Below are 25,487 nucleotides of genomic sequence, written 5' to 3' on the forward strand. Positions count from 1 at the left end.
ACCACTCGCCAAGTCTTTTGTAGGGAAACCACGTATCCGCTCAAATGCGCGGGATTTCGCGTAGGCGAAACCCTTACCCCCGTTTCCCCCCCCCACCCAACCTCCCCGGCACCACTATGTCCCAGAAATTACGCACTTCCACGAGGCGGCGCATCTCGCCCCAGTTCATCAGAAGGCTGTCCTCCTGGCTCGTTCTCTCCACGGGACTGACCCTCGCCGCTTCCGCCACGGCCAAGGCAGCGAGCTATTATTGGGATTCGGACGGCAACGCCGCGGGCAATGCCATTACTGGCGCCGGCTTGGGTGATACCACTAACCCGTTTGTCTGGGATACCACTACACCGCTCCTGAATTGGTGGGACGGTGCGGGTGCTTCGGACGTGGCCTGGACGAATTCCTTCGCCAACACCGCCGTTTTCACCGGCACTCCCGGCACGGTGACGCTCAACAACCCGATCGCCGCGGGCGCACTGACTTTCAACGTGAGTGGATACACGATCGCGGGGAATACGTTGACGCTGGGTGGGGACTCGGTGATCGATGTGGCGAATCTTGGAGACCGGGAGACAATCAGCTCAGTCATCGCGGGGACCGATGGCTTGACCAAGACGGGCGATGGCACGCTGGTGCTGACGAATAATGCAAATAGCTTTTCGGGCGACGTGGTGATCAACGGTGGCAGCGTCGTAATTACGGGCCCCAGCCAGCTCGGCACCGGCACCACGACGATTTCGATCGGCGGTATCGCCAATACGGGGAACCCAGGCTTCAGCGGCGGCCAACTTGTGCTACAGGGAGCCGGCGCAGGGATGATACTCAGCCGCGACATCAGTGTTTCTGGCCGCGGTCCAGGTGCTGCAAACAACAGCGGCGGCCTGATCAGCATCGGCAACAATACCATTAGCGGTCACATCACCGTCGGCGGGCCTGCTTCGCAGGGCAATATCGTGGCCACGCACGGTATCACCACCATCACCGGAAACGTCCAACTCGGCAACAGCACCACCCAGACCTTCTTCGGCAACGGCAACTTTATCATTTCCGGGCAGGTCACCGGCTTCGAGGTTGCCAACGATCGTTTTGCCAAGTCGGGGACCGTCGTGTCGACCACCCTGTGGCTGCAAAATACGGCCAACAACTTTGCGGAATCCGTCCGCATCGACAGTGGCACGGTGCGCGTCTCCACCAATAGCGCCCTCGGCAACAATACCAGCACGCAGGCGGTCGATCTCAACAATGGCATCCTGGAAGTCCGGACCGATACTCCCGGAGTGGGAGATGCCGACTTTTCGGCCAGAAAAGTCTTCAATCGCGACAACACCAACACTGGCATCTTTGTCAGCCGTGATATTAACGGAAGCGCGATCAATCAGACGGTGACGTTTGGTGAAACGCGTGCGACCGGCACAAATACCAATTTCCGGATCACCGGACGGGACGGATTCAATGTGACTCTCACGGGGCTGAATAGCTCTGCGACTGGTATTATGGGGCAGGGTGGTTCGAACAGTGCGCTGATTGAAAACAACTCGAGCGGTTTGCTGACCCTCGCGACATCCAGCCTCTGGAACCAAGGCGATGGCACGGCTCGCACGTTGACCATTCAAGGAAATGGCGACACCCTCCTCACTGGCAATATCACTCGCACGGGAGGTGGCGCTCATATCGTTACCAAGGCGGGGTCGGGGACTTTCACCATTCAAGGAACCGCCAGTACCTTCATCGGCAGCTTCAACGCCAATGGCGGCACCACGACGATCAATTCCTTCGGAGCGATCAACAACGGCGCGAGTGGCGCCTTGCAGCTCAATGGCGGAGCTTTGAATTACATTGGGACGGATGGCACAGGCGCGGGCGAGACCACCGCGAAATCCATCAACCTGACTGGCACCACTGGCTCGGGCATTATTCTCGCGAACCAAACGGGCACCAGTCCTTCGGCGCTGATCATCGCCAATGGCGTCGCGGCCACCGGAGCGGGAGTCAAAAGCTTGTTCCTTGGCGGCAGCAGCACGCTAGCCAATGAGATTCAGGGCGTCATTCAGGACAACACCGGCACCAACAAGACGTCCCTCGTCAAGATTGGCTCCGGCACATGGCTCTATGATCCAGCCGCATCCAGTTATGTGACCACGGCTGCGACCGGTGTCACCACCACGGGTGGTGGTGCGGCGCAGTCCAATAGTTTCACGGTCTCCTCCACGACAGGTTTGGTGGTGGGCGAAACGGTGACGGGTTCCAACGTCCCGGGCGCTTCGATCATCACAGCCATCAACGGCTCGACGGTCACGATTAATAACGCGATCGGCACCACGGCCGTGGCCAGCGGTACCGCGCTGACCTTCGGCACGATCAATAACTTCACTGGCAGTGTGACCGTGTCGGGCGGCACCCTTCAGGTCAAAGCCACCGCTGGCAGTGGTAATGGCTCGGATGTTATCAACAACACCTCGGCGCTAATCTTCAATGTCGATACGCTGAATACCAATCAGGTGGCGGGCGGGACTTTTGAATATCAAGGTTTCAGTGGCGTAGCGTCGACCGAAAGCCTTGGCGCGCTAACTCTCACCGCAGGTGCGGGTACGATCAAGGTCACGCCCGGCGCGGGTGGCACGGCTGCTTTGATCTTCAGTTCGACGGGCGCGGTGGTCCCCGGAACGGGCGCCAATATCCTCAGTACCGGAACGGTGAATGTGACCGGCGCGTCCGGTTTCCTCAATGGCCATACCTACTTCAATGGGGGTGATTTTGCATATGCCGACGCAGGCGGCACCTTGCGCGCGCCGGTCTATGGCACGGACTCCGGTTTTAGCGCGGTCGATACCATTGCGACCAACACCCATGTGGCGCTTTCGACCAGCCAGGCGCTGCCTTCCTCGATGACGTTGAAAAGCCTTAAACTGACTGGCGCCGGGACCGCGCTCTCGCTGAGCGCGGGGCAAACTTTGACGTTGAACAGTGGCGTCGGCGTATCCAGCGGCATCCTGGTTTCGGGGGGTAATGCGGTCAGTATTACTGGTGGGACGGGTCTGACGGCGGGATCGGTGACAGCAGGTGGCGGCGCCACCACCAGTGGCAGCGCTACCGTGACGGTGACCAGCACCGCGGCCCTGTTAGCCGGCATGGCGATTAGCGGCACCAACATTCCGGCGAACACCGTCGTGATGTCCGTGTTGGACGGGACTCACTTGGTGCTGAACCAGAGCGCGACGGCTACCACTTCCAGCATCACCTTTACGCTCGGCAACGATCTCGTCTTCCGGACCGATTCGGCCAGTGATGTGCTGACGCTTTCGACACCGATCACCAGCAGCACCACCTTCGGCATTACGAAAAATGGCGCGGGCACCTTGGTCTTGGGCGGATCCAACGCTCAAGGAGGCACGACCACCGTCAATGAGGGCATCCTGCGACTTTCGGGCAGCGGCACGGTCGGAACGACCAATGTCAACCTCACCATCCGTCAGGACGGCACCTTTGATCTCAATGGCGTCAATGTCGGCACTGCGGCTTCGGGGACGAGCTCGGTGAACGCGCTGAACGGCTCCGGCGTAATCACAAATAGTGCGGCGAGCGGGACTGCCACCCTGCGATTCGGCAATAATAATGCGGGCGGCGTTTTCACCGGCTCGATTCAGGACGGTGCCACGGCGCAGGTGGCGCTGGTGAAAGCCGGCACGGGCACAGTAGCGCTCACCGGAGCGAATACCTTCACCGGCCCGGTGACGATTCTTGGAGGCAATCTCGATATTCCCAACATCGCCGACATCGGCGTGGCGAGCGGGATTGGCACGGGTGACGCGACCAATAATGCTACCAACGCCGCCAGCCTCATCTTGAACGGTGGCGCGTTGCGCTACGTGGGCACGAATTCCGGCGGCGCGGTCACCGCAACCCAGACGCCGTCCGTCAGCATCAATCGCCTCTTCACGCTGGCTGGCAATGGCACCATATCCTCCTTTGGCAGTTACGGAAATGTCACGGCATCGCGCGGCGCCAACAATGCCGCGCTTATTTTCAACAACACCGCCGACGTGGCCTTTAGCGGCGCCGGCACGCGGAGTCTCACCCTCGATGGCGACTCCTCGGGCGATAATGAAATCCGCATCCACCTCACGGACAACCCGAATGCAGGTGAAGCGCTTTCGCTCAATAAAACGAGCACCGGTCTGTGGATTTTGAACCCGCTGACGCCCAACACCTATTCGGGAGTCACGACGATCAGCGGCGGCGCGTTGCAGGCGACGGAGGGAGCTGGCCTGCCGGTAGGCAGTAACCTATTGCTGAGCGGCGGTGTATTCCAGACTGCGGGCACTTTCAACCGCGGCTTGGGCACCGGTGCCGGACAATTTCGTTTCGTGGCCAACGGCAATGGTGGCTTTTCTTCGAGCACGTCCAAATTGACCGTCGATTTCAGCGGCTTGGGGACGCCGGTGTGGGGTTCCACAACCAACTTCCTTGGCGCCGGTTCGCTCATCCTGAACAATCAAAGCTCTCTCGCAGATGTCGAGGTGAAGGGGGATTTCGGTCTCGTGCCGGGAGCTGCTGCGACCCCAACGATCAGCACGGCGAGTGGCAACGCGACGATCACGATCACCAGCGGCAACACCAATGGCCTGACTGTAGGGCAGGCGATCACCGGCACAAACATTCCTGCCGGATCGTACATCAATGCCATTAACGGTTTGAACAGCATCACGATCAGTCAGAACGCGTCCGCGAGCGGCACGGGCATCGCCGCCACGATCGTGGCTGGCGGTTATCGCCAAATTCAGGTGGATGACAACAGCAGCACCGGCCTCGATTTTGCGACGGTTTCCGGCGTGATCAGTGGCACGGGCGGCCTCAGCAAGATCGGCGCGGGTCCCCTGATCCTTGGCGATGCCAATACCTACAGCGGCAAGACGGTCATCCGCCAGGAGTCGGTCTTTGTCACCTCCATCGGCGCCGCGGGCGCCACGTCATCGAGCTTCGGGACCAATGTCGCCGGCGGTATAGTCGAACTCGGCAACCCGGGCAGCACCACCACGGTGAACCTGCTGTATGTGGGGCCCGGCGAAACGACGACGCGCGAGATCGATTTGACCGGCACGACCGGCACCCGGCGCATCGATTCCAGCGGCAGCGGCCCGCTGATCCTGACCAACCTGCAAAACACCACGGCCAACTCGGTCAACACCACCGGAGGCGCCAAAACTCTGGAACTCCACGGCACAAATACCGACTACAACATGATCACCTCGGTGCTCATGGATAACGCCGGAGCGCTGACGGTGACAAAGGCGGACGGTGGCATCTGGATTTTGAACCCAACGAGCGCGAATACTTTTACCGGTAACATCAATGCCAATGGTGGCTTGCTGGGCTTGACGGCCAACGGTATCGGCGCGGCGGGTAATGTGACGATCAGTAACGGCGGTATTTTCGCCTACGGCGGAGACCTCACGACGAGCACAAACTTCGTTCTTGCGAACAACTCGACGGCCGTGTTTGCCGGCAGCAATAACATCACGCTGAACGGTACACTTACCAAAGCTGGCGGGGCGAACGACCAGACTTTTAGTAATAACCTCGAGAATGGCGCCGTTTTGACGATTAACGGCAATTTCATCGATGCGGAAACCGGGGCCAGCACCACCCGCGTGGTCAATATACGGGGATATGGATCGACGGTCTTTAATGGGATCGTCCAAAACAATTCGACGTCGGGTACGACTAACAAGCTCAAGCTCGATATTCGGCTTTCGGACGACGGGTCGGTTACGCTCGCCGGCGACAATAAAGGCGCCGCTCTGGGCTTCACCGGCGGTATTTTGCTCGGGCAAGGCACATTAATTGTTGGCCACACCGGAGGCCTCGGGCCGGTCGCCAATGTTATCCAATTGGAAGGCGGCGCCTTCACCTCGACAGTCGACTTGACCGGAACAAACGCGGTTCAGAACAAGGTTTCCCTCCAAGGCGACCAGGTTACTATCAACGGCAGCCAGAGCATCGAGTTTGCCGGTATCGTGGACGAGAACGGTAACCGGTTTCTCCGCAACGAGTTGACCAGTGGCGCCACGTTGACGCTTTCGGGGACGATCAACCTGAGCTCCGATACGAACGCGCGCACTCTGACGCTGCGTGGCGCAAGCGACATCGTGGTCTCCGGCGTAGTGGCTAATGGTGCAGCAACCTCAGGCGGCCTCGCCTATTCCGGTCTCAGCACCCTGGCCTTGACCAACGCAAACACCGCCACCGGCGCGTTGACCGTCAATCGAAACGAGATCGTCTTGAGTGGAAATGGCACATGGAGTGGCTCCGTTACGCTGAATCCGATTGGCACCGTGACGCTGGATAACAGCGGCACCAACCTGGAGCGCTTGAGCGACACCGGGACCGTCTTCGGCCAGGGCGGCACCTTGAATATCATCGGCGCCGCGGGAGGCTCTGCTGAAACCGCGGGGGCATTGACGCTGAACAGCGTGCAGACCTACATCACCACCTCAGGCGGGAACGTCGCGCTCACTTTCGCTTCGGTGAGTTTCGCGAACCCCGGATCTTCCCTGAACCTCAGCGGCATCTCGAATCTCGGCGTGGACAACCAGGTGAAGTTCACCACCGCTCCCAGTGGCGCTGCGTTCGTCTTCAACGGTGTCATTCCGCGCATCTTTCTCGGCGGCACCGATTTTGCGAAGTATGACGCGACCAACGGCGTGGTAGCGCTGGTCCCGGGCGACTACAACCTGGGCAATAACCTGAATACCGCGGCGGCCACGGACACGCTCGATTTGACGGCGAGCAGCAGCATCACCTCGAATCGCACCATCAATGCGTTGAAATTGGATGGCAATGGGTTGAGCGTGGGAGGCAGTACCGGTGCCCGGCTGACGATCACCTCGGGCGGCCTCATCAATACGGGCGGCGACAACAGCCTCGATGCGCAGTCCGCGATTTTCACAAACACGCCCATCTTCCAGATCCAGGCTGGCACGACCTTGACGGTGAATAGCGCCTTGCTGGGAAGCACGAATTTCATCAAGTCCCTGCCCGGCACGCTGGTCTTCAACGCACCGAGCTTCGTGACCGGCACGTACAATCTGCTCAATGGCACAACGCAGTTGGCAGCGGGCGGCTTGAACACCTTCTTCCCCAACCAACTCCTGAACATCAATAATGGCGCGGTGCTGGATCTCAATGGCGGCACGCAGTATGTGGCACAGCTTTCGGATCCCGGCATTCTGCCGGCCGCCGGCGGCTCGATTACGACCAGCACCGGCACGGGCACGATTGTCACCAATATGGCCGCCAGCACCACGTTTGCCACGACGATCGATGGCAGCGTGAACCTGGCGCGGGTGGGTGGCAATACCCTGACCCTCGAGAGCGTCAACACCTATACCGGGGCCACCACGATGATGGGTGGAACCCTTCAGCTCCAGGATGACGCGACCATTCTCAATACCTCGAGCATCGATTTGAATGCCGCGACCCTGCTCCTGAACAACAACAGCAGCCTTCAGCGGGCCGTTTACGATCGGGTTGGAGACGCGACGCCCATCACGCTTCGCGACGGCACGATTCAATTCAACGGCAAGGTGTCCGATCCTTCCACCGAGACGATGGGCGCCGTCACTTCGGCCCAGGGCGCCAACACCATTTCGGTCAATACCGGTGGCACCGGCACCGCCGGCGCCTTTACTTCCGCCGACGTGACTTTTGCCAGCCTCACCCGGCTGGCCGGAACCACGGTTAACTTTACCGGCTCGAATCTCGGGAGCGAAGGCAACAACGCGCGCATTTACTTTACCACGCCGCTGACGACTTATGCGGGCGGAGTGCTCGGTGGATGGGCGATCGCCAATTCGACGGATTACGCAGCCTATAACACGACCGATGGCGTCGGTGTGGTCGGCAATGGCGGTTTCGCCGGCTACGATAACACCTTCGGCAGCGGAAAAATTACCAACCTGGGTACGCTCGAACTCGCCCCGCTGACGACCACAGTCTCAACCAACACGACCAGCGCGCTGTTGAAATTGAGCGGTAACTTCACGAATAACATTGCCTTTGCTACCGGCTCCGAGGTGCTGAACCTGGAACTCGGCGGTATCCTGCGCAGCAACAATGTCTTCGACACCAGTATCGGCACCGCAGCCAGGCGCGGCGTGATCACCGCTGGTGGCAACGAAATCAGCGGCACACGCGATCTGGTCATTTATAACAACGCTACTGGCAACCCGACCTTCGGCGGCGGGGCTACTACGAGCGGGACGAGTGTGATCACCATGAGTTCCACCCAGGGACTTCAGCCCGGCATGACGATCACGAATGGTGGCCTCCCGGCGGGAACGACTATCGTGTCGGTGGATAGTCTTACGCAGGCCACGGTGAGTCAAAATGCGACGGCGACGGCGACCAGCCAGACCTTCACCGGCGGCGCGTTCGTGCTCGGCGCCACCGCTCTGGGTTCGCCTTCCGTGACGATGAACTCCACGACGGGCATTGCTCCGGGGATGACGATCACGGGCACCGGCATTCCAGCGGGAACTTATGTGATCTCGGTGGACAGCGCCACCGGACTTACCCTGAGCCAGAATGCCACGGCGAACGGCAGCGCCCTGACATTTACTCTCGGGGTGAGTAACATGATCATTAATTCGGTCATTGAGGACAATGGTTTCGGTAACCAGGTACGGCTGGTCAAGTCCGGCGCCGGTGTCCTCAACCTCTCCGCGAATAATCTCTACACGGGCGGCACAGTCATCGACCAGGGCACCGTCAATCTGATCGGCAGCGGGGTGGTCATCCCGGCGGGCGGCCTCCTCATTGGCGGCGCGACGCTGGTGGAAAATACCAACGGTGGCCAAATCGACCCGAGCAACGTCGTGACCATCCGGCGCAGTTCCACGCTGACCCTCGCCGGTAATAACACGCTCGATAGCCTCATTTTCGACAATAATGGCGGCACCGGTAACCCGACGGTGAATATCGGCGGAGGCAACACGCTGACGCTGACGAATTCCGCGCCCTTGACGGTCACCAATGCGGATGCGCTAACGGTGCCCACGATCAGCGCCGGCACCCTGGCTCTGCCCGCCGGCCTCAATACGATTAGCGTACAGGGTCCTACCGTGGGCGGGGTCCTTTACACAAAAATCAGTCCTTCGCTAAACATTACGTCGGTCATCACCGGCCCGGGCACGAGCATAAACAAGACCGGGACCGGCGTCCTGCAGCTCAGCGGCCAGAACACTTTCGTCGGCCTGACGGTGAGCGACGGCGGCATTTTGATCAGCGGTAACAGCACGCCTGTCCAAGGCGGAGGCGGACTTGTCAGCGGCCCTCTGGGCGCTGGTTCGGTTTCCATGGCCGCGGGGACGACGCTACTGGTGGATGGGAGCCGCACGATTGGCAATGATGTCAACTTCGCCGGCACGCCGACGTTTGACAGCACGGCGAACACCGCCTGGACGCTGACGCTCAATGGCGCCCTCAGCGGCGCGTGGCTGACACCGACCCCCACCGTCCAGATCAACAACCCATTCCTCACCGTCGCGCTTCTTGGCAAAATCCCGAACATCGGGACGATTACCTCATTCAATAAGACGGGCTTGGGAACATTGGTCTTCAATTCGACCGGGTACACCGGCGACTTCAATGCCACCGCTCTCGGCAATCCGAACCAGATTCAACTTCTGAACGACGGGGACGGGACCGGTTCTGTGGAGACCATCAGCCTCGGGAATGCCATCTTCGATCCGGGCATCGTCGGCACCGTCGTCGTCGGCCGCGCGGGCGGCACGGCGCCGTACACGCAGGCGCAGAACAAAATCATCGCACCGGCGAGCGTCTCGAATATCGAAACGGGCCTGACGGTGACGAACAATAACGGCTACGGGCTGCAGGTTTCGCAAGACGGTGTGCTCGCCAACCCGACTTTTACCGTTGCGAACGCAACCAACTCGAATGTGACGCAGGGTCTCTACCTCACCGGGAATCTCACCGGCACTGGCTTCACCAAGAGCGGCAACGGCACTTTGGTCCTGGGCAATCCCGTCCCGTCCCACAACACCTTCACCGGGAATATCCAGGTCAACCAGGGCGTGCTCTCCGTCGCTAGCGATCTCGAATTGGGCAATGCGGCCAACGAGGTGGTGCTGAGTCCGAGTACCGGCGCGGCGACCCTCCGCGCCACGGATGACATCACCACCAGCCGGGTCATCTCGCTGGCGAACACGGCCAACGTCCGCTCCATCGAAGTGGTCGGCGGCAAGACGCTGCAATTGAATACGGCGTTTGATCTCAATGGCTCGGGTGGGATATCCGCCTCGCTGGCCAAGAACGACCAGGGCGTGCTCGTCCTCAACGCGGCCAATCCCACGTGGGCCGGCCAGCTCTCCATCCTCGGCGGCGCGGTCCGTGTTTCGGCCAATGGCGCCCTCGGTACGGGGGCAACCCAGGTGCTGTTGACTGGCGTGTTCGACGCTGCCCTGCAGCTCTCCGGCGGGGTCACCGTGGCGAACCCGATCAATCTCAACAACAGCGCGACCAACCTGACCACCGGCGGCGTCAATTCCCAGGGCCAGCTGCAAAATTTCTCCGGCACGAACACCTACTCCGGCGCTATCACCTTGAGCGCCGACGCGAGCATCGGTTCCAGCTCCGGCACGTTGAACATCACCGGTGGCATCAGCATGGCCACCACCACGGCCCGCGCGCTGTTTTTCCTCGGCGATGGCAATATCACGATCAGCGGGACGTCGCTGACGGGCGGTGTGGGCGCCTCGTGGCATCGCATCGAGAAAATTGGCAATGGCACGCTGACCATCACCAATGCGAACTCGGTGACATTGACGGGGGACCTATTCAAGATCCGTGCGGGCACAGTCGTGCTTTCCGGCGCGGGCACCTTCACGGGGTCGACGCTCGGTAACATCGTGGAGCAGGGCGCCACGCTGGACGTGGACAACAGCGGCACCGCGATCACCAACCGCCTCGGCGATCGTATTCTCACCATGGCCGGCGGTTCGTTCAACTACACGCTCAATACGACGTCCGCCAACTCGGAAGCGTTTGGCACGACCACCTTCAATTCGGGTGGCAGCACTTTCAATGTCGTCCAGAATGGCACCCAGAATAGCACCATTACTTTCTCCACCCTGGCTTTCGGGGCGGGTGGCACGGTGAATTTCACCGGGGCGATTGGCACGAGCACGAACAAGATCATCGCCTCGACAGCGCCAGCCTTGACCCCGGCCGGCACAGGCATTCTGCCGCGGGCGACGGTGAATGGAAACGAGTTCGCCACTTATAACGCGACCACGGGCCTTACCGCCTTCTCGGGTTACGCGGCGGCGACGAACATCCTCAGCGCGGGCTCGACCCAGACTTTCAAGGCGACCAGCACCACGGCGAATTCACTGACCGGCAATCAGACGCTCAACGCGCTGACTCTCACCAGCGGCACCGGCAGTGTGAATGTGGGCGGCTTGTCGGGATTGACTCCGACGACGCTGACCCTGACCAGCGGCGCCGTCCTGGCCAACGGCACCGGATCGGGCTCCACTCTCTCGGTTCCTGTCGTGGCCGTGGGTGGTGTGGAGGCGATCCTCCATGTCGCTGCCGGGCAAACCCTGAATGTCTCCAGCGCCTTCACCGGCACCGCGGGCATGACGAAGGCCTTGCCGGGCGTGCTCAATCTGAACAGCCAGCAGTTCGTCAGCGGTAATACGACGGTCAATGCCGGCACGCTCAATCTTCTCGGGGGCACCAATACCCTCCTCCCGGGGGCGGGACTCGTCGTGAATTCCGGCGGGACTGTGGATCTCAATGGCAATGCGCAATACATCGGCACCCTGGCCAGTCAGGATGCGGCGGTCGGCGCCGGTGTGGGCGGTGGCATCATCACCTCGTCCGTGCCCGGAGCGACCCTCGCCACGAATACGAACAGCAGCTTTGGAGGACAGATCACCGGCAGCATCTACTTGGCGAAGGCGGGCGGCACACTCAACCTGCTGAACGTCAATACCTACACCGGTGGCACGCTCGTCACCGGGGGCACGCTTAACCTCTCGGACAGCGGCACGATCAGCAATACGGCATCGATCGATCTGAACTACGGGTCTCTGACGCTCGACGACTCGAGACTCTACGCTAACGCCGACCGGGTGAATGACGCGGCTCCGATCACCATGCGCGGTGGCAACATCACCTTCCAGGGCCGGGCCCAAACGGCGTCTTCGGAAACGATGGGCAATGTGACGCTCGTGGAGGGTAACAACAGCATTTTCAACACGGCGGGGGGCACAGGTGTCAACACGGCGACCTTGAATTTCGGCGCGCTGATCCGTCCCGCGGGTTCCGCGGCGACGCTGCGGTTCAATAACCTGGGCGCGCATGGCCTGATCAACGGGGTGCAAACCACCTTTACCCAGATCAATGGTGTCTCCACCGCGACCCTCGGTGGCGGCCTGACCAATAACATCATCGGGCCGTGGGCGATCGTGGATCGAGAATACGCCTCCTATGTGCCCGGCCTCGGCATCGGCGGTCTGAATGCCGTCGGTTTCCCGACCGGCGACGCGGTGAATTTCACCGGTGCGCTGGCTTCCAGCTATAACGTGCGTTTTGGGACCACCGGCACCACGGTCCTGGGCGGCGATGTCACCATTAACACGCTGACTTTCACGAGTCCCACCGCGGCGACCACGCTCGATCTCGGCGGCCACACGCTGAACTTGCAGGGCGGCGGTCTGCTCATCGGTGAAAACACCGATAACGTGAACGTTGGCATTACCGATGGCTTCATCACCGCGGGTTCCGGCGGTGCGACCGATCTCTACCTCACCCACGCCAACTACAGCGGCACGAATCGGACGGCTTCGATCGATGCGGTCATCGAGGACAACGGCGGTCCGTTGCGACTCATCAAGTCCTCCGGTGATACCGGCGTGAGCGTGCTGACGTTGAATGGCGTCAACACCTACACCGGCGGCACGGTGCTCAACCAGGGCACACTCGTCATCGGCGCGACCGGCGCGCTGGGCACCGGCGGCATCACCATCGGCCAGGCCACGCTCAGTCAGACGGCTGGCGGCGTGATCCCATCGCAGGCGTTGACGATGAATGGCAGCTCCACGGTGACGCTTGCCAACCAGGCAAACACCCTCACGAGCCTCACGTTCAACAACAACGGTGGTTCGGCGCCGACCCTGAACGCGACCGGCACGTTGACCTTGACCGGTAGCATCACCTCGAATCCCAGCAACGTTGGCACCCAGTCGACCATCACCACCGGCACGGTCGATCTGAATGGCAACAACAGCTTCGCCATCACGGTCAATCCGACGCTGGTCAATGGCCAGGACGTGGCGCCCTGGAGCGCGGGTTTGATCATCAATTCGATCATCCAAAACGGTGGCATCGTGAAGAACGGCAACGGCATGTTGCAATTGAGCGGCCAGAGCACGTTCGCCGGTGGCGTGACGGTAAGCACCGGTGGTTTGATCATCGCCGGGAACAGCACCGGCAGTGCGTTGGACGATGTCGTGACCGCCGGTCCACTCGGCACCGGCACGCTTACCATGGGCGCGAATACCACCATGGTTTCGACGGGCGCGTTCACCGTGGCCAACAACGTCGTCTTCCTCGGCGATGCGACCTTCAATGGCACCAACAACCTGACGCTGAATGGCATCACCACCCTGCCTGCCATTTGGAATGCGACGGTCACGGCCCCGCAAATGACGGTGACCATCGGCGATGCCTCTCCTTCGCAACCGGACGATGTCATCAATAAGTCCGGCCTCGGCACTCTGGTGGTCGGCAATTACGCGGGCACCATCCAGGCCACCGGCGGCCTGGTCTTCACCGGCGATGGCAACGGCTTCGGCACGCCGGAAAGTGTTTCGCTCGGTGGAGATCTTGTCATCACCGGCGATACCGCGGTCACCATCAACCACTCAGGCTCGGCGCCGAACGCTCGGCAACAAGACCTTGCAAAAGGATAACCTGACGATGCCGGGGAACATTCTCAGCATCACCAACCAAAATGGTTATGGGCTGGAGTTTACCGGCACCACGACGCTGACCGGCCCCGCCCATTTCGCCGTCCGGTGTCGCGACCGGTTCGAATGTAGTGCAGGGACTGACGCTCTCCGGCGTGGTCTCCGATGGCGGCTCCGATTTCGGCATCACCAAGTCGGGCGCCGGCACGCTGGTGCTGGGGCAATTCGGGCAACACCTTCGGCGGCGTTGGGGCGACGATCGACGTGCTGAACGGTATTCTCTCCGTGGGATCGGACGGCGCGCTCGGTAATGCGAACAACTCCGTGACGCTCGATGTGGACGGTACGACGGGGGTCGGTTTCCGCGCGACCGGTACCTTCTCCACCGCCCGCAATTTCCTCCTCAACCAGAATAACAACGCCTTTGAAGTCACGGTGGGGAATACCCTCACCCTGACCACGCCGTTCACGCTCTCGGCCGCGACGGATACCTTGACCAAGAACGACAACGGCGTGCTGGCGCTCAGTGCGGACAACGTGACCGGTCCGGGTTGGACGGGAGCGATCACGATCAATGCCGGCGCGATCCTGGTCTCGAATAACAACGCTCTCGGTTCCGGCTCCATTACCATTGGGAGCGGCGTCGGCGCTGCCTTGCAACTGACCGGCGGCGTGACGATTTCGAATCCGCTCTCTGCCGGCCCGGCCAGCAGCACGGGTATCAATAGCGGCGGCGCGATCGAAAGCGTCTCCGGTGTCAATACCTACTCGGGCTTGATCACCGAGATCTCCGGCGTGGCGATCACCATCGGCGCGGATGCGGGGTCCACGCTGAATATCACTGGTGGCATCAGTGCAGCGGGCGGAAATTCGATCAGCTTCACCGGTGCGGGCAATATCAACGTGAACACCACCGGGCTGACGGCGGGTAGCACCTTCAATAAGCTCGGCTCCGGCACGCTCACGATTTCGGTCGCCAATCCAAATCTGTCCGTCACACAACTCATCAATGCGACCGCGGGTACGCTGGTTTTGTCCGGCGCGGGCACGCTTGGACCGGTGGGGGCTTCGACGGGCGCTGTTACCGTGGACGTGGATAGCACGTTAACCCTGGACAATCGCACCGCGTCGGGTGGCAACGTCAACAACCGCCTCGGCACAGGGCGCGGCGTCACGTTCCGCGGAGGTAATTTCAACCTCATCGGCAACGAGACGGTGGCAACGACGGAGACCTTTGCCGCGCCCACGCTGGCGCGCGGCCTTACGGTCATCACCGTGACGGACAGCGGTGCGGGAACCAACCTGCTGTTCACCGGTTCCTCCAACGTGCCAGCCAATTCGCAAAACAACGGCACCACGCCGAGTGGTACGTCGATCCTCTTCCGCGGCACCAATCTGGGCAACACCGCGGGTGCCGGCGTGGCCACGATCAAGGACACGGGCAGCACCAACGGATTTGCCTTCAATGGCCAGAACGGTGCGACCGGCACCAAGAACAAGGGCATCATGCCCTATGCGCTCGTGGATACCACCGCGACTGGCAGTGGTGTTTCGTTTGCCACGGGTGATTCCGGCGGCACGACGAATGCCGGCACGATTGCCAACGTACGCAAACTCGCCGACAACGAATACGAAACGGCGAACACCATTACGAGCAACGATAATATCCTGCTCAATGGCGGGGTGACGACGAACATCGCGACCAGCGGAACGAGCGTGAACTCCTTCACCATCGACGCCAGTGCCAATCTCACCTTGGGGAACGGCGTGCTCGCGGGCATCAGCAGCGGCGGCATTCTCGTGCGCACCGGCAGCACTTCGACCATCAGCGGTGGTGTCATCAACCAGACCAACGGGTTCTCGCCGCTGAACATCTGGACACTCGGCGACCTCACCATCAGCAGCGTGATCAACGGCGGCAATGGCACGGCCAATGGCGCCGTCGGTTTCGTCAAGGCGGGCGCTGGCACGCTCACCCTGAGTGAGCCGACTTCCACCATCACCGGTCTCACCGGCATGGGCGTGAATTCGATGTCCGGTCAACTCGTGATCAACCAGGGCACGCTGAAACTCAACGGCGGCAAGAATACCGTCCAGGCGAATAACTTCGTCGCCATCGACGGTGGCACGCTTGACCTGAATGGCAATTCCCAGCAAATCCTCAGCCTCTTCACTGACGGAGCGGTGGCCGGCGCCGGTGGAACCGTCACCAGCAGCACGGGCACGGGTAACCTCGTGGTCAACGAGGACAATACCACCCGTAACTTCGCCGGCGCGATCACCGGCAATGTGAAGCTGACCCGCTCCGGCCAAAACACCTGGACGCTCTATAGCAACCAGACCTACACCGGCTCCACGGTGATCAATGGCGGCACCACGGTGCTGCGCGACAATGCCGCCCTGAGCAATACTCCGTCGATCGATATCAATTACGCCACGCTGCTGATCGATAACAACGCTGGGACGATCGACATGACGGATCGGGTCAACGATGCGGCTCCGATCACTCTCCGTGGTGGTTCGATCACCTTCCAGGGTCGTGCGGCGGCGGCCTCGTTGGAAACTTTGGGCGCTGTGACTCTCACCGAGGGTAACTCGATCATTACTTCCGCGATCGGGGGCACGGGGATCAATTCTTCCGATCTCATCCTGACCAGCCTCACCCGTTCGGTCGGCGGCGGCACGGTGAACTTCAGCGCGACCACGGACGGTTTGATCGGCAGCAGTTCGCGCGTCTTGATTCCCACCATCAATGGAGTCTCGACCGACACGTATGGCGCGGTCCTGACCAACGATATCCTGGGCGGTTGGGCGATCATCAACACCAGTGACTTCGCCAGCTATGTCCCGGGAGTGGGCGTGGGTGCGCTCGGCCAGCAGGGCTTCGCGCAGTATTCCACGAAAATCCTCTCCGCCTCGGCGACGCCGACGGACAACATCCGCGTCAACTACACCGCGCTCTCGACGATCTCGGACGACACGACGATCAACTCTGTGAAGTTCGACAACGTGGCGTTGGGGGGTGTTGCGCTCGCCGCGGGCAAGACGCTGACCATCGCCTCGGGCGGTCTCCTCAGCTTCACGAATACCTCGTGGAATTTCGGCACTGCGGTCAATCAAGGCTTCCTCACCAGCGGCGGTCCGGAGCTGTTCATCTACACGCAGGGCAGCGGTGTTGCGACGATCAATTCGGTCATCGAGGGCAGCGGGATGAGTCTGGTGAAGAGCGGGGCCAATACCGCGACGCTCGCGGGCACGAACACCTACGATGGCGGCACCTTCGTCAATCAAGGCACGCTGAACGTCGCGGCGACGGGTTATATCCCGCTCGCGGCGAATCCGGCCAACGGCTTGGTGATCAGCAACGCGACCGTCACGCTCAACGCGGCGGGACTCATCGATCCCGGTAACATCGTCACTGTTAATGGGGGCGGCGTCCTGAATCTCTTCGGCAACAACACCGTCGCCGGACTCGTGTTCAATAACAGTGGCGGCACGGGGAACCCGAGTGTCCTGACTTACTCCATCTTTGCTTCGAACGGCGGCCCCAATGCCGGCGCGGCGGGCGTCCTGACGATCGGCAACTCCGGCATCGTGGCGACTTCCTCGAATGTCGGCACGACCAGCAACCTCTTTGGTCGCGTGGATTTTGGCACCGGCGCCAACACCGTGAGTGTCGACACCATCAACGTGAACGGCGTGACCGACGTGGCTCCGTTGCAAGCGGGGTTGGCGCTGCAAGGCGTGATCAATTCCAGCGGTGGAATCACCAAGCTCGGCAACGGCGTGCTCGGCTTGAATGCGCAGCAGATTTTCACCGGTCCGTTGACCGTGAATGCCGGTGGCGTGCGCATCGGCGCCGCGAATGGCGGTTCCCGCTTCTCCGCGCTCACCTTGAACGCCAATACCCGCCTCGACCTCGCCGGTTCGAGCACTACACTGGGCTCACTCACTGGCTCGGGCACGGTCTTCAGCAGCGCGGGCACACCGACTCTCACCGTCGGTTACGACAATACCGATACGACCTTCTCCGGGTCCTTCAGCCGCTTCAACGATGCGGCGCCGAATGCGGTTTTGCTGACCAAGATTGGCACCGGCACGCTCACCTTGACCTCCGCGCAAGTCGCCGGGACAGGCTCTTCCGGCACGATCACGGTCGATGGTGGCGGCCTCACTTACAGCGGCGCGGGTGCGGCCTTCCCCTCGGTGCCTTCGGCGACCGCTCCGAACTCGGCCGTGACTGTGGCCGTCAACCCCGGCGGCACGCTCACGTTGGACAATGAATCCGGCGGGAACTTGAACAACCGCCTGGCGATGAACAACGGCGCGGGCACGCTGGCCATCCAGGGCGGTAATTTTGTCCTCCTCGGGAACAGCGGGGCGAACACGCAGGAGACCGTCAACAGCGTCGCCATCCAGAACGGCGGCGGCACCCTCACGCTCACGGCCGATCCGGCCAGCCAGCTCAACATGACCATCTCGACCTTGAGCGGAGGCAACAGCACCGGCTCGCTGGTCGTTCGCGGGCTCTCACCCACTGCGGGAGCCGGACTGGCGACCTTGACGATTACCAATGCGAGCTTGCTCGGCAGCCAGGGGAACGGAGCCAATGGCACGACCAACATGCAGATCCGCGCGGACACCCTCGGTGACGCCAGCCAGACGGGCCTCGGAACCGGGTATCTCGTGAAGGACAGTCTCAGCGGCTTCTGGCGTCCGCTCGCTGCCAATGAACTGCAGACCTCGGTCACGGCGTGGGCCTCTGGCCAGAACGCCGGCCTCTCCAGCGACCAGACCATCGCGGCGAACACCACGGTGAACAGCCTCACCGTCAGCGGCACCGCGAGTATCAGCTCCGGACTCGATTCCGGCACCTACGGCATCTTCGGCCCCACGGGTGTCCTGAGCATGAACCTCTCGGGTGCCACCACGCTCCTCGTGCTCGACGGCGCCACGTTGGATATCGACACCGCCCTGGCGGCCGCGAGTGGCGGCATCACGCCTTATCTTCACGTGGTCGGCAGCGGCGTGCTGAATATCAACGGCTACTTCGGCATCGGTGGCACCGTCGGCATGGTGAAAGCGGACGATGGCGTGCTCAACTTGAATGCCCCTGCCTTCTACACCACTGGGAGCAGCAGCACGACCACGGTGAACGGAGGCACACTGAACCTCAATTCCGGCCAGGACAACACCCTCGCCGTCGTGCCCGGCGCCACCACTCCGGCGCTCACGCCATTGGCCATCAACGGCGTCGGCGCCTTGGTTGATCTCAAGGATCACAGCCAGGCGATTGCTGCGCTGACCACCACCAATCCGATTCCCGGTCAGGGCGGCAACATCACCAACAGTGGATCGCATACGGTCACCCTCACCTCGGTGGTGCCCTCGAATGCCACCGCCACCTTTGCCGGCCAGATCACCGGTAACATCGCCTTCACGAGATCCGGTATCGGCAGCAACACCACGCTGCTGACCAACACGAATTCCTACACCGGCCCGACCACCGTTCGCGGTGGCACCCTCCAGTTGCGTGATTCTGGTGCGCTGACCAATACCTCCGCGATCACCTTGGATTACGGCACCTTGAACCTGGACAACTCGGGGCTGTCCTCACTGGCCAACCTGAACATTGCCCGCATTCCGGCGGCCGCACCACTGACGATGCTGGGCGGCACCTTGACCCTCAACGGCGGCGGCTCCATCGACACCACGGCGATAATCAATTCGCTGACGATCGCGGGCGGCGGCAATAACATCAACGTCCTGCCGCAAGTCAACGAAGGCAGTACGGCGAAGATTACCATCGGCAGCCTGACTCGCGATCCGGGCAACCACAGCATGGTTAACTTCAATGGCTTCACCACCAACAATAGCGGCGGCACTTCCACCACCGGTGGCCAGGGTCTTAGCGTCAACGGCAACATCATTCTCAACAGCGTCAATGGTGTGACCCCGCTGAATCTGGCCATGACCGGTGCGGTAACGACGGCCAGCAACCGCACGATCACCGTCGCTTCCACCGCCCAACTGGTGGTCGGCGCCGCGGTCACCGGCACGGGCATCCCGGCGAATGAGTTCATCACCGGTATCGTCGACGCGACTCATTTCACCATCACCACCGGCACTGGCGTGACGGCGCAAGCGTCCACCACGCTCACCGCGAAAAACCTGACCAATAACCTGATCGGTGGCTGGGCGGTGGCCGATGGAAACACCTTTGCGACCTATGTCACGGGCTTCGGCGTTTCGGTGATGAGCCAGACGACGCAGAACATCACTACGCCGGGCTTTGATGGCACGGATATCACCGGCGCCACGACGGCGACGCAAAACATCAGCGACAGCGGCTCGGGCACGACGCGCACGATTACTGCCAACAGGGCCGCCAATTCGTGGCGCCTGGTGCCCGGCGCGACTACGACCGTCACGCTCGGCAGCGGAGTGGGTGTCACGCTCGGCGTCGGCATCATTACCAACGCGAATCAGACCATTACGATCGCCGGCACAAGCAGCACATCGACCCTTACCGCCGCGGCTCCGGGGTCGGACCTCTACGTCTACGTCAACCAGGGCACGACCGCGATTGGCGCGAGGCTCACCGGTAACATGAACCTCGTGAAGAGCGGGGGCGCGACGATGACCTTGAACAACCCGGCGGCGGTCGGAAGCAACGACTACACCGGCGGCACTTACGTGCAGGCGGGCACGCTGAACCTCAGCGCGGGCGCCGCGGGGATTGCTCTCATTCCTGGCGACCTGACGATCAATAACGCGACGGTGAACATGAACACCAACGCCGGCCAGATCGCCAGCACGTCGAACATCGCGATCAATGGCAGCGGTGTCCTGAACCTGACCGGGACCAACTCCCTGGCAAGCGTCAGCTTCGATAACCAGGGCGGCAACGGCAACCCGACTCTGGCGGGATCCACTTCGTTGACCCTCACGGCGACGAACGCCATCACCGCGAACAACGATTCCTTCGCCACGACACCGGTCATCTCCGGCACCGCTTTGGCCCTCTCGGATGCCGCGCCGGTCATCGCTACCACCGGCCTCTCGCCGAACGACCTGAACATCACGGCTGTCATCACCAGCGCGGGTGGGCCGATCTCGAAGGCTGGAACGGGCTCGCTCACCTTGAGCGGCGCCAACACCTTCACCACCGGTTTCAATCTGGATCAGGGCACATTGATTTTCGGTGCCAGCACCACCGGCACCCTGCCTGTGGTCACCACCGGTCCGGTCGGCACCGGCACATTGACGATCGGTGATGGCACCACGGTTCTGAGCGATTCCAACCGCTCGGTCGGAAACCCGACGACGGTGAGTGGCGACTTCACCTTCGGCGGTGTCACCTCCACCAATAACCTCGCGCTATCCGGAGCAATGAATCTCGGCGCGGTCGGCCACACCATCACCGTCACCAGCCCGGCGGTCACTGGCACAATCAGCGGCGCCATCACCAGCACGTCTCCGGACACCGCCTTCACCAAGGCCGGCAAGGGCTCGCTCGTTCTGGCCAGCAACGCGAATAACTTTGGCACCGCCGGCATCGTGGTGGCGGATGGCATCTTGAAAAACGGCGTCGCCAACGCCATCCCCAACACCACGCCGGTGACGATCAACGCCCAGGCCGAGTATGACCTGAACGGTGTCGCTGAAGCCATCCTGCAGCCCTTTAATAACAACGGCATCATCACCAACGCCGGAGCGGTGGCAGCCCTGTCCGTCGGCGGCACGAGCGCGACCGACACCGCCACCGTCCAGGATAATGTGATCAGCACCGGCGTTCTCGCCGGCAACAACCTCACTCTCGCCAAGGTGGGCGCGGGCACGCTGACGATTGCTACGACTGGCAATACTTACGGTGCGACTCAGGTCGTCTCCGGCACTCTGGCGGTCGGCGCAGACAATGCGCTGCCGACGAGCGGTGCGGTCACGATTGGCACGACGGCCACCGGAGCCAATACGCCCACGTTGGACCTCACCAATGCCAGCCAGACGATCGGGAACCTGTCGGCAACGAGCGCGAATGCGAGCGGCGGCGCAAGGATCCTGATCGGCTCGGGCGAGACCCTTCGGGTGAATGGTAACTTCGACGCCCAGGCGACGGCGGCGAATGCGACCTTGAATTTCGCGGTCACGGGCGCTGGAACCCTGACGGTCAATAATCCCACGGGCACCTTCCTGATCGATGCGGCGGCGGTCACGCCGGCGACCGATGTGGTGGATTTCTCCGGTCTGTCCAACTTCAACGCGACGGTGACCACCTTCGCGGTCGGCCAGGGCAATGCGACGGCGGGACTCAATGCCACGATGCTTCTGGCTAACACGAACGTGCTTACCACCTCTGGCAACTTCTATGTCGGTCGCAGCCAGGGCGGCGCCGGTGGAAGTAGCGCGGCCCTCAAGCTAGGCCAGACGAATACGATCAACGCCGGCACGGCGGGGACGACGGGCATTCTTATTGGCACGGACAAGGTCAACGGCACGGTGACCTTTGCCCCGGGCCTGACCGGTGCAAGCCTGACCATCGCCGGCTCGGCGGGCGGCAGCAGCCTGGCCGATTTGAACATCGGCACGCAATTGGTCAGCACGGGAACCTCCGTTATTGGCAACATGCTTCTCGATGCGGGCGCCGGCCGCAGCGATGGCGCCTTCAATGCCAACCTCGCCACGCTGAAGATTGGTGAAGGTTCGAACGGCACGACTGCGGGCGCCGGCACTGGCACCCTGCAATTCGATCAGGGCACGGTGACGGCGACGAAAGTGATCGTCGGTTCAGCGGTCACGAGTTCGGTTGCTGGCTCGACCGGCACCGGTACCTTGAACGTGGAAGGCGGCAGCCTGACGGTCGACTCGGGCGGTATCATCCTCGGCAACAAGTCGGGTGGTGCGGCTAATGCCGTCGGCACCCTCAACATCACTGGGGGCACCGTCACGATGAGCAGCAGCGCCGGCGTTACCACGGGAGGCGCGGGCACGGGCACGGCGACCAGCACCCTGAACCTGAACGGCGGCACCCTGGACTTGGGCGGCAACGCCATCGGAGCCGCCGGGGCGACGATCACCAACGTGACGCTGGCCAGCGGCACCTTGAAGAATGTCAGCCAGTTCAACAATGGCGCCGCGGTCAACAAGACCACGGCCGGCACGCTGAACATTGCGGGCACCAATACCTGGACCGGCGCGACGAATGTCAATGCTGGTACGCTGAACCTCGTCGGCGGCGGCAGCCCGACGTTGGGAGCCACAGACATCTCGGTTGCCACCGGCACGATCTTGAATGTCTCCGGTAACACCACGATCGGCACGACCAGCGCGGGCACCCTCTCGATCTCCGGGGGCGGCAACTTCAGCCTGCTCGATGGTAGCATCAATACGCTGACCTTGCTGAACACGACCGGCGGTTCGCTGAGCATGGGCAACGGGGCCGGCCTGCAACTCGACCTGAGTCCGAGCGGCTTCTTGAACACCGTCGATAGCGCCACGGTCCAGTCGTTGACCCTCACGGGCGGCAACTCGATCGTCAGCCTGAACAACCTCTCGGCGGGCACGCTGACCAACGGCACCTACACGCTGCTCAACTACGCGAATGGTTCGACGCTGAACGGCTTCGACTTCACCTTCGCTGGCGGCAGCACGGCGCAGCAGATCGGGGGCGGCCGCAGCTATACGCTGGTGACCGGCGCCAATAGCCTGCAACTCGTCGTAGGCAGCGTCACGACGCCGACGCCGGTTTACTGGCAGGGTGGCCTCGGTGACGGTAGCTGGGCCTCGATCACCGGGGTGGGTAACTCGACCAACTGGGTCAATGGCCCGACCGGCACGGACACCAACCAGATCCCGGGCAGCGTTTCCGACGTGTTCTTCACCGCCAACTCGGCGACGAACCTTACCACCACGCTTGATCAGAGTTTCGTGATCAACAGCTTGAACTTCACCGGCGCTGGGACCACGGCGGATTCGACAAACGTGACGATCAATAACGGCACCGGTTCGAACACGCTGACGATCAACAACGGCGTCACCGACGCGAGCACTTCGGCGGCGCACACCGTCAACGTGCCGGTGGTGCTCGGTAACGATCAGACCTGGTCGAACAGCAGCACGGGCGACCTGACCTTCAACGGCAATGTGACTGGTGTGAATACCAACCTGACCGTCACCGGCAGCGGCAACACCGTCATCAACGGCGCCATCCAGACCGGCAACGGCGGGCTCAACAAGACGGGCGTGGGCATGCTGACCCTCGGCTCCGGCTCGAACACCTACGCGGGCACGACGAACATCGCTGCGGGCACGGTGAAACTGGGCGCGGATAACGCGATCCCGTCCGGCGCCGGCAAGGGCAACGTCACCGTAAACGGCACGCTCGACGTCAACGGCCACAACCAGACCATCAACGGCCTGAGCGGCACCGGCACGATCGACAACACCGCGGCGGCGACTTCGCCAACGCTGTCCGTGGGCGCGAACAACCAGACCAGCACCTTCGGCGGCACCATAAAGAATACGGCTGGCGCCCTGACGGTGAACAAGGTCGGCACCGGCACGGTGACGATGAGCGGCGCCAACACTTACAGCGGTGGCACGAATGTGAGCGCCGGCACGCTGGTGGTCAGCGGTTCCATCCAGGGCAACACGACGGTGGCCTCGGGTGCTACGCTGGCCAGCGGCGCCAACATCAGCTCGCAAGTGGCGGCACTCAATGCCGCCAGCGACGCGCTCGGTGGCGGCACCGTGGCTCCCGGCAACACCGGTGGTGTGGCCGACCTGAGCACCGTCGGCCAGCTGAATGCGACTGGCGCGGTGACCCTCGGCACGGCCAGCACGGCGGGCGTCGCCCATCTCGCCATCGAGATCGGCGGGACCAACGACGGCACGACCGGCGGCAACACCACCGGCCCGCTGCAATACGACCGCGTGGCCATGTCGGGCAGCACGTTGACGCTGAACGAGGCCAACCTCGATATCTCGCCGGTCAACGGTTTCGCCTATAGCAGCCCGAGCTACAACAATAGCACGCAGCAGTTCAACCTCGACGGCCACATCTTCTTCCTGATCACCGGGGCGTCGAATGTGGTGGGCACCTTCGCCAACCAGTTCGCGGTGGGATCGGATCCGAACGCGCCGGCCTTTGCCACGATCTACGGCACCGACGGCCAGGAGTTTGCCATCAGCTACACGGCGAACTTCGCGACCGATTCGCTCACCGGGGGCAACGACGTGGCGATCATGGCCATTCCGGAACCGAACTCGATGGCGATGCTGGCGGGCAGCCTGGGCATGGCCCTCGGCCTGCAACGCTTTCCGCCGCCGGCGGAAGGCGTAACACTTTCTGCCTTCACCGGCAGAAACAGGATTGGCTTGGGATTTTGTACATAGGAGCCCAAGCCCGCCTGGACACTACGGACGCCGCCCGCCGGGGGGTGGGCGGCGTCCATTTCAGTGCGCCTGGCGATCGGGATTTCGTTTCCGAAGTGGGGCTGG

General features: G+C 62.0%; 2 protein-coding genes. Both read left to right on the top strand.

Going from position 1 to position 25,487, the window contains the following annotated elements:
- The first annotated feature begins 116 nt into the window (after positions 1-116).
- Complete coding sequence (locus CFE428DRAFT_RS18500) at positions 117-13,991, top strand: beta strand repeat-containing protein (RefSeq protein WP_006981147.1); 13,875 nt, start codon at positions 117-119, stop codon at positions 13,989-13,991.
- Positions 13,992-14,153: 162 nt separating this feature from the next.
- Positions 14,154-25,382, top strand: a complete 11,229-nt coding sequence (locus tag CFE428DRAFT_RS18510) for a beta strand repeat-containing protein (RefSeq protein WP_006981148.1) — start codon at positions 14,154-14,156, stop codon at positions 25,380-25,382.
- Positions 25,383-25,487: the final 105 nt, after the last annotated feature.

This window comes from Chthoniobacter flavus Ellin428 (assembly GCF_000173075.1).
Lineage (GTDB): Bacteria > Verrucomicrobiota > Verrucomicrobiia > Chthoniobacterales > Chthoniobacteraceae > Chthoniobacter > Chthoniobacter flavus.

Excerpts from the sequence above, each read along its gene's own strand:
- CFE428DRAFT_RS18500 (WP_006981147.1), top strand. The coding sequence starts at position 117 with ATGTCCCAGAAATTACGCACTTCCACGAGGCGGCGCATCTCGCCCCAG.
- CFE428DRAFT_RS18510 (WP_006981148.1), top strand. The coding sequence starts at position 14,154 with ATGGCGGCTCCGATTTCGGCATCACCAAGTCGGGCGCCGGCACGCTGG.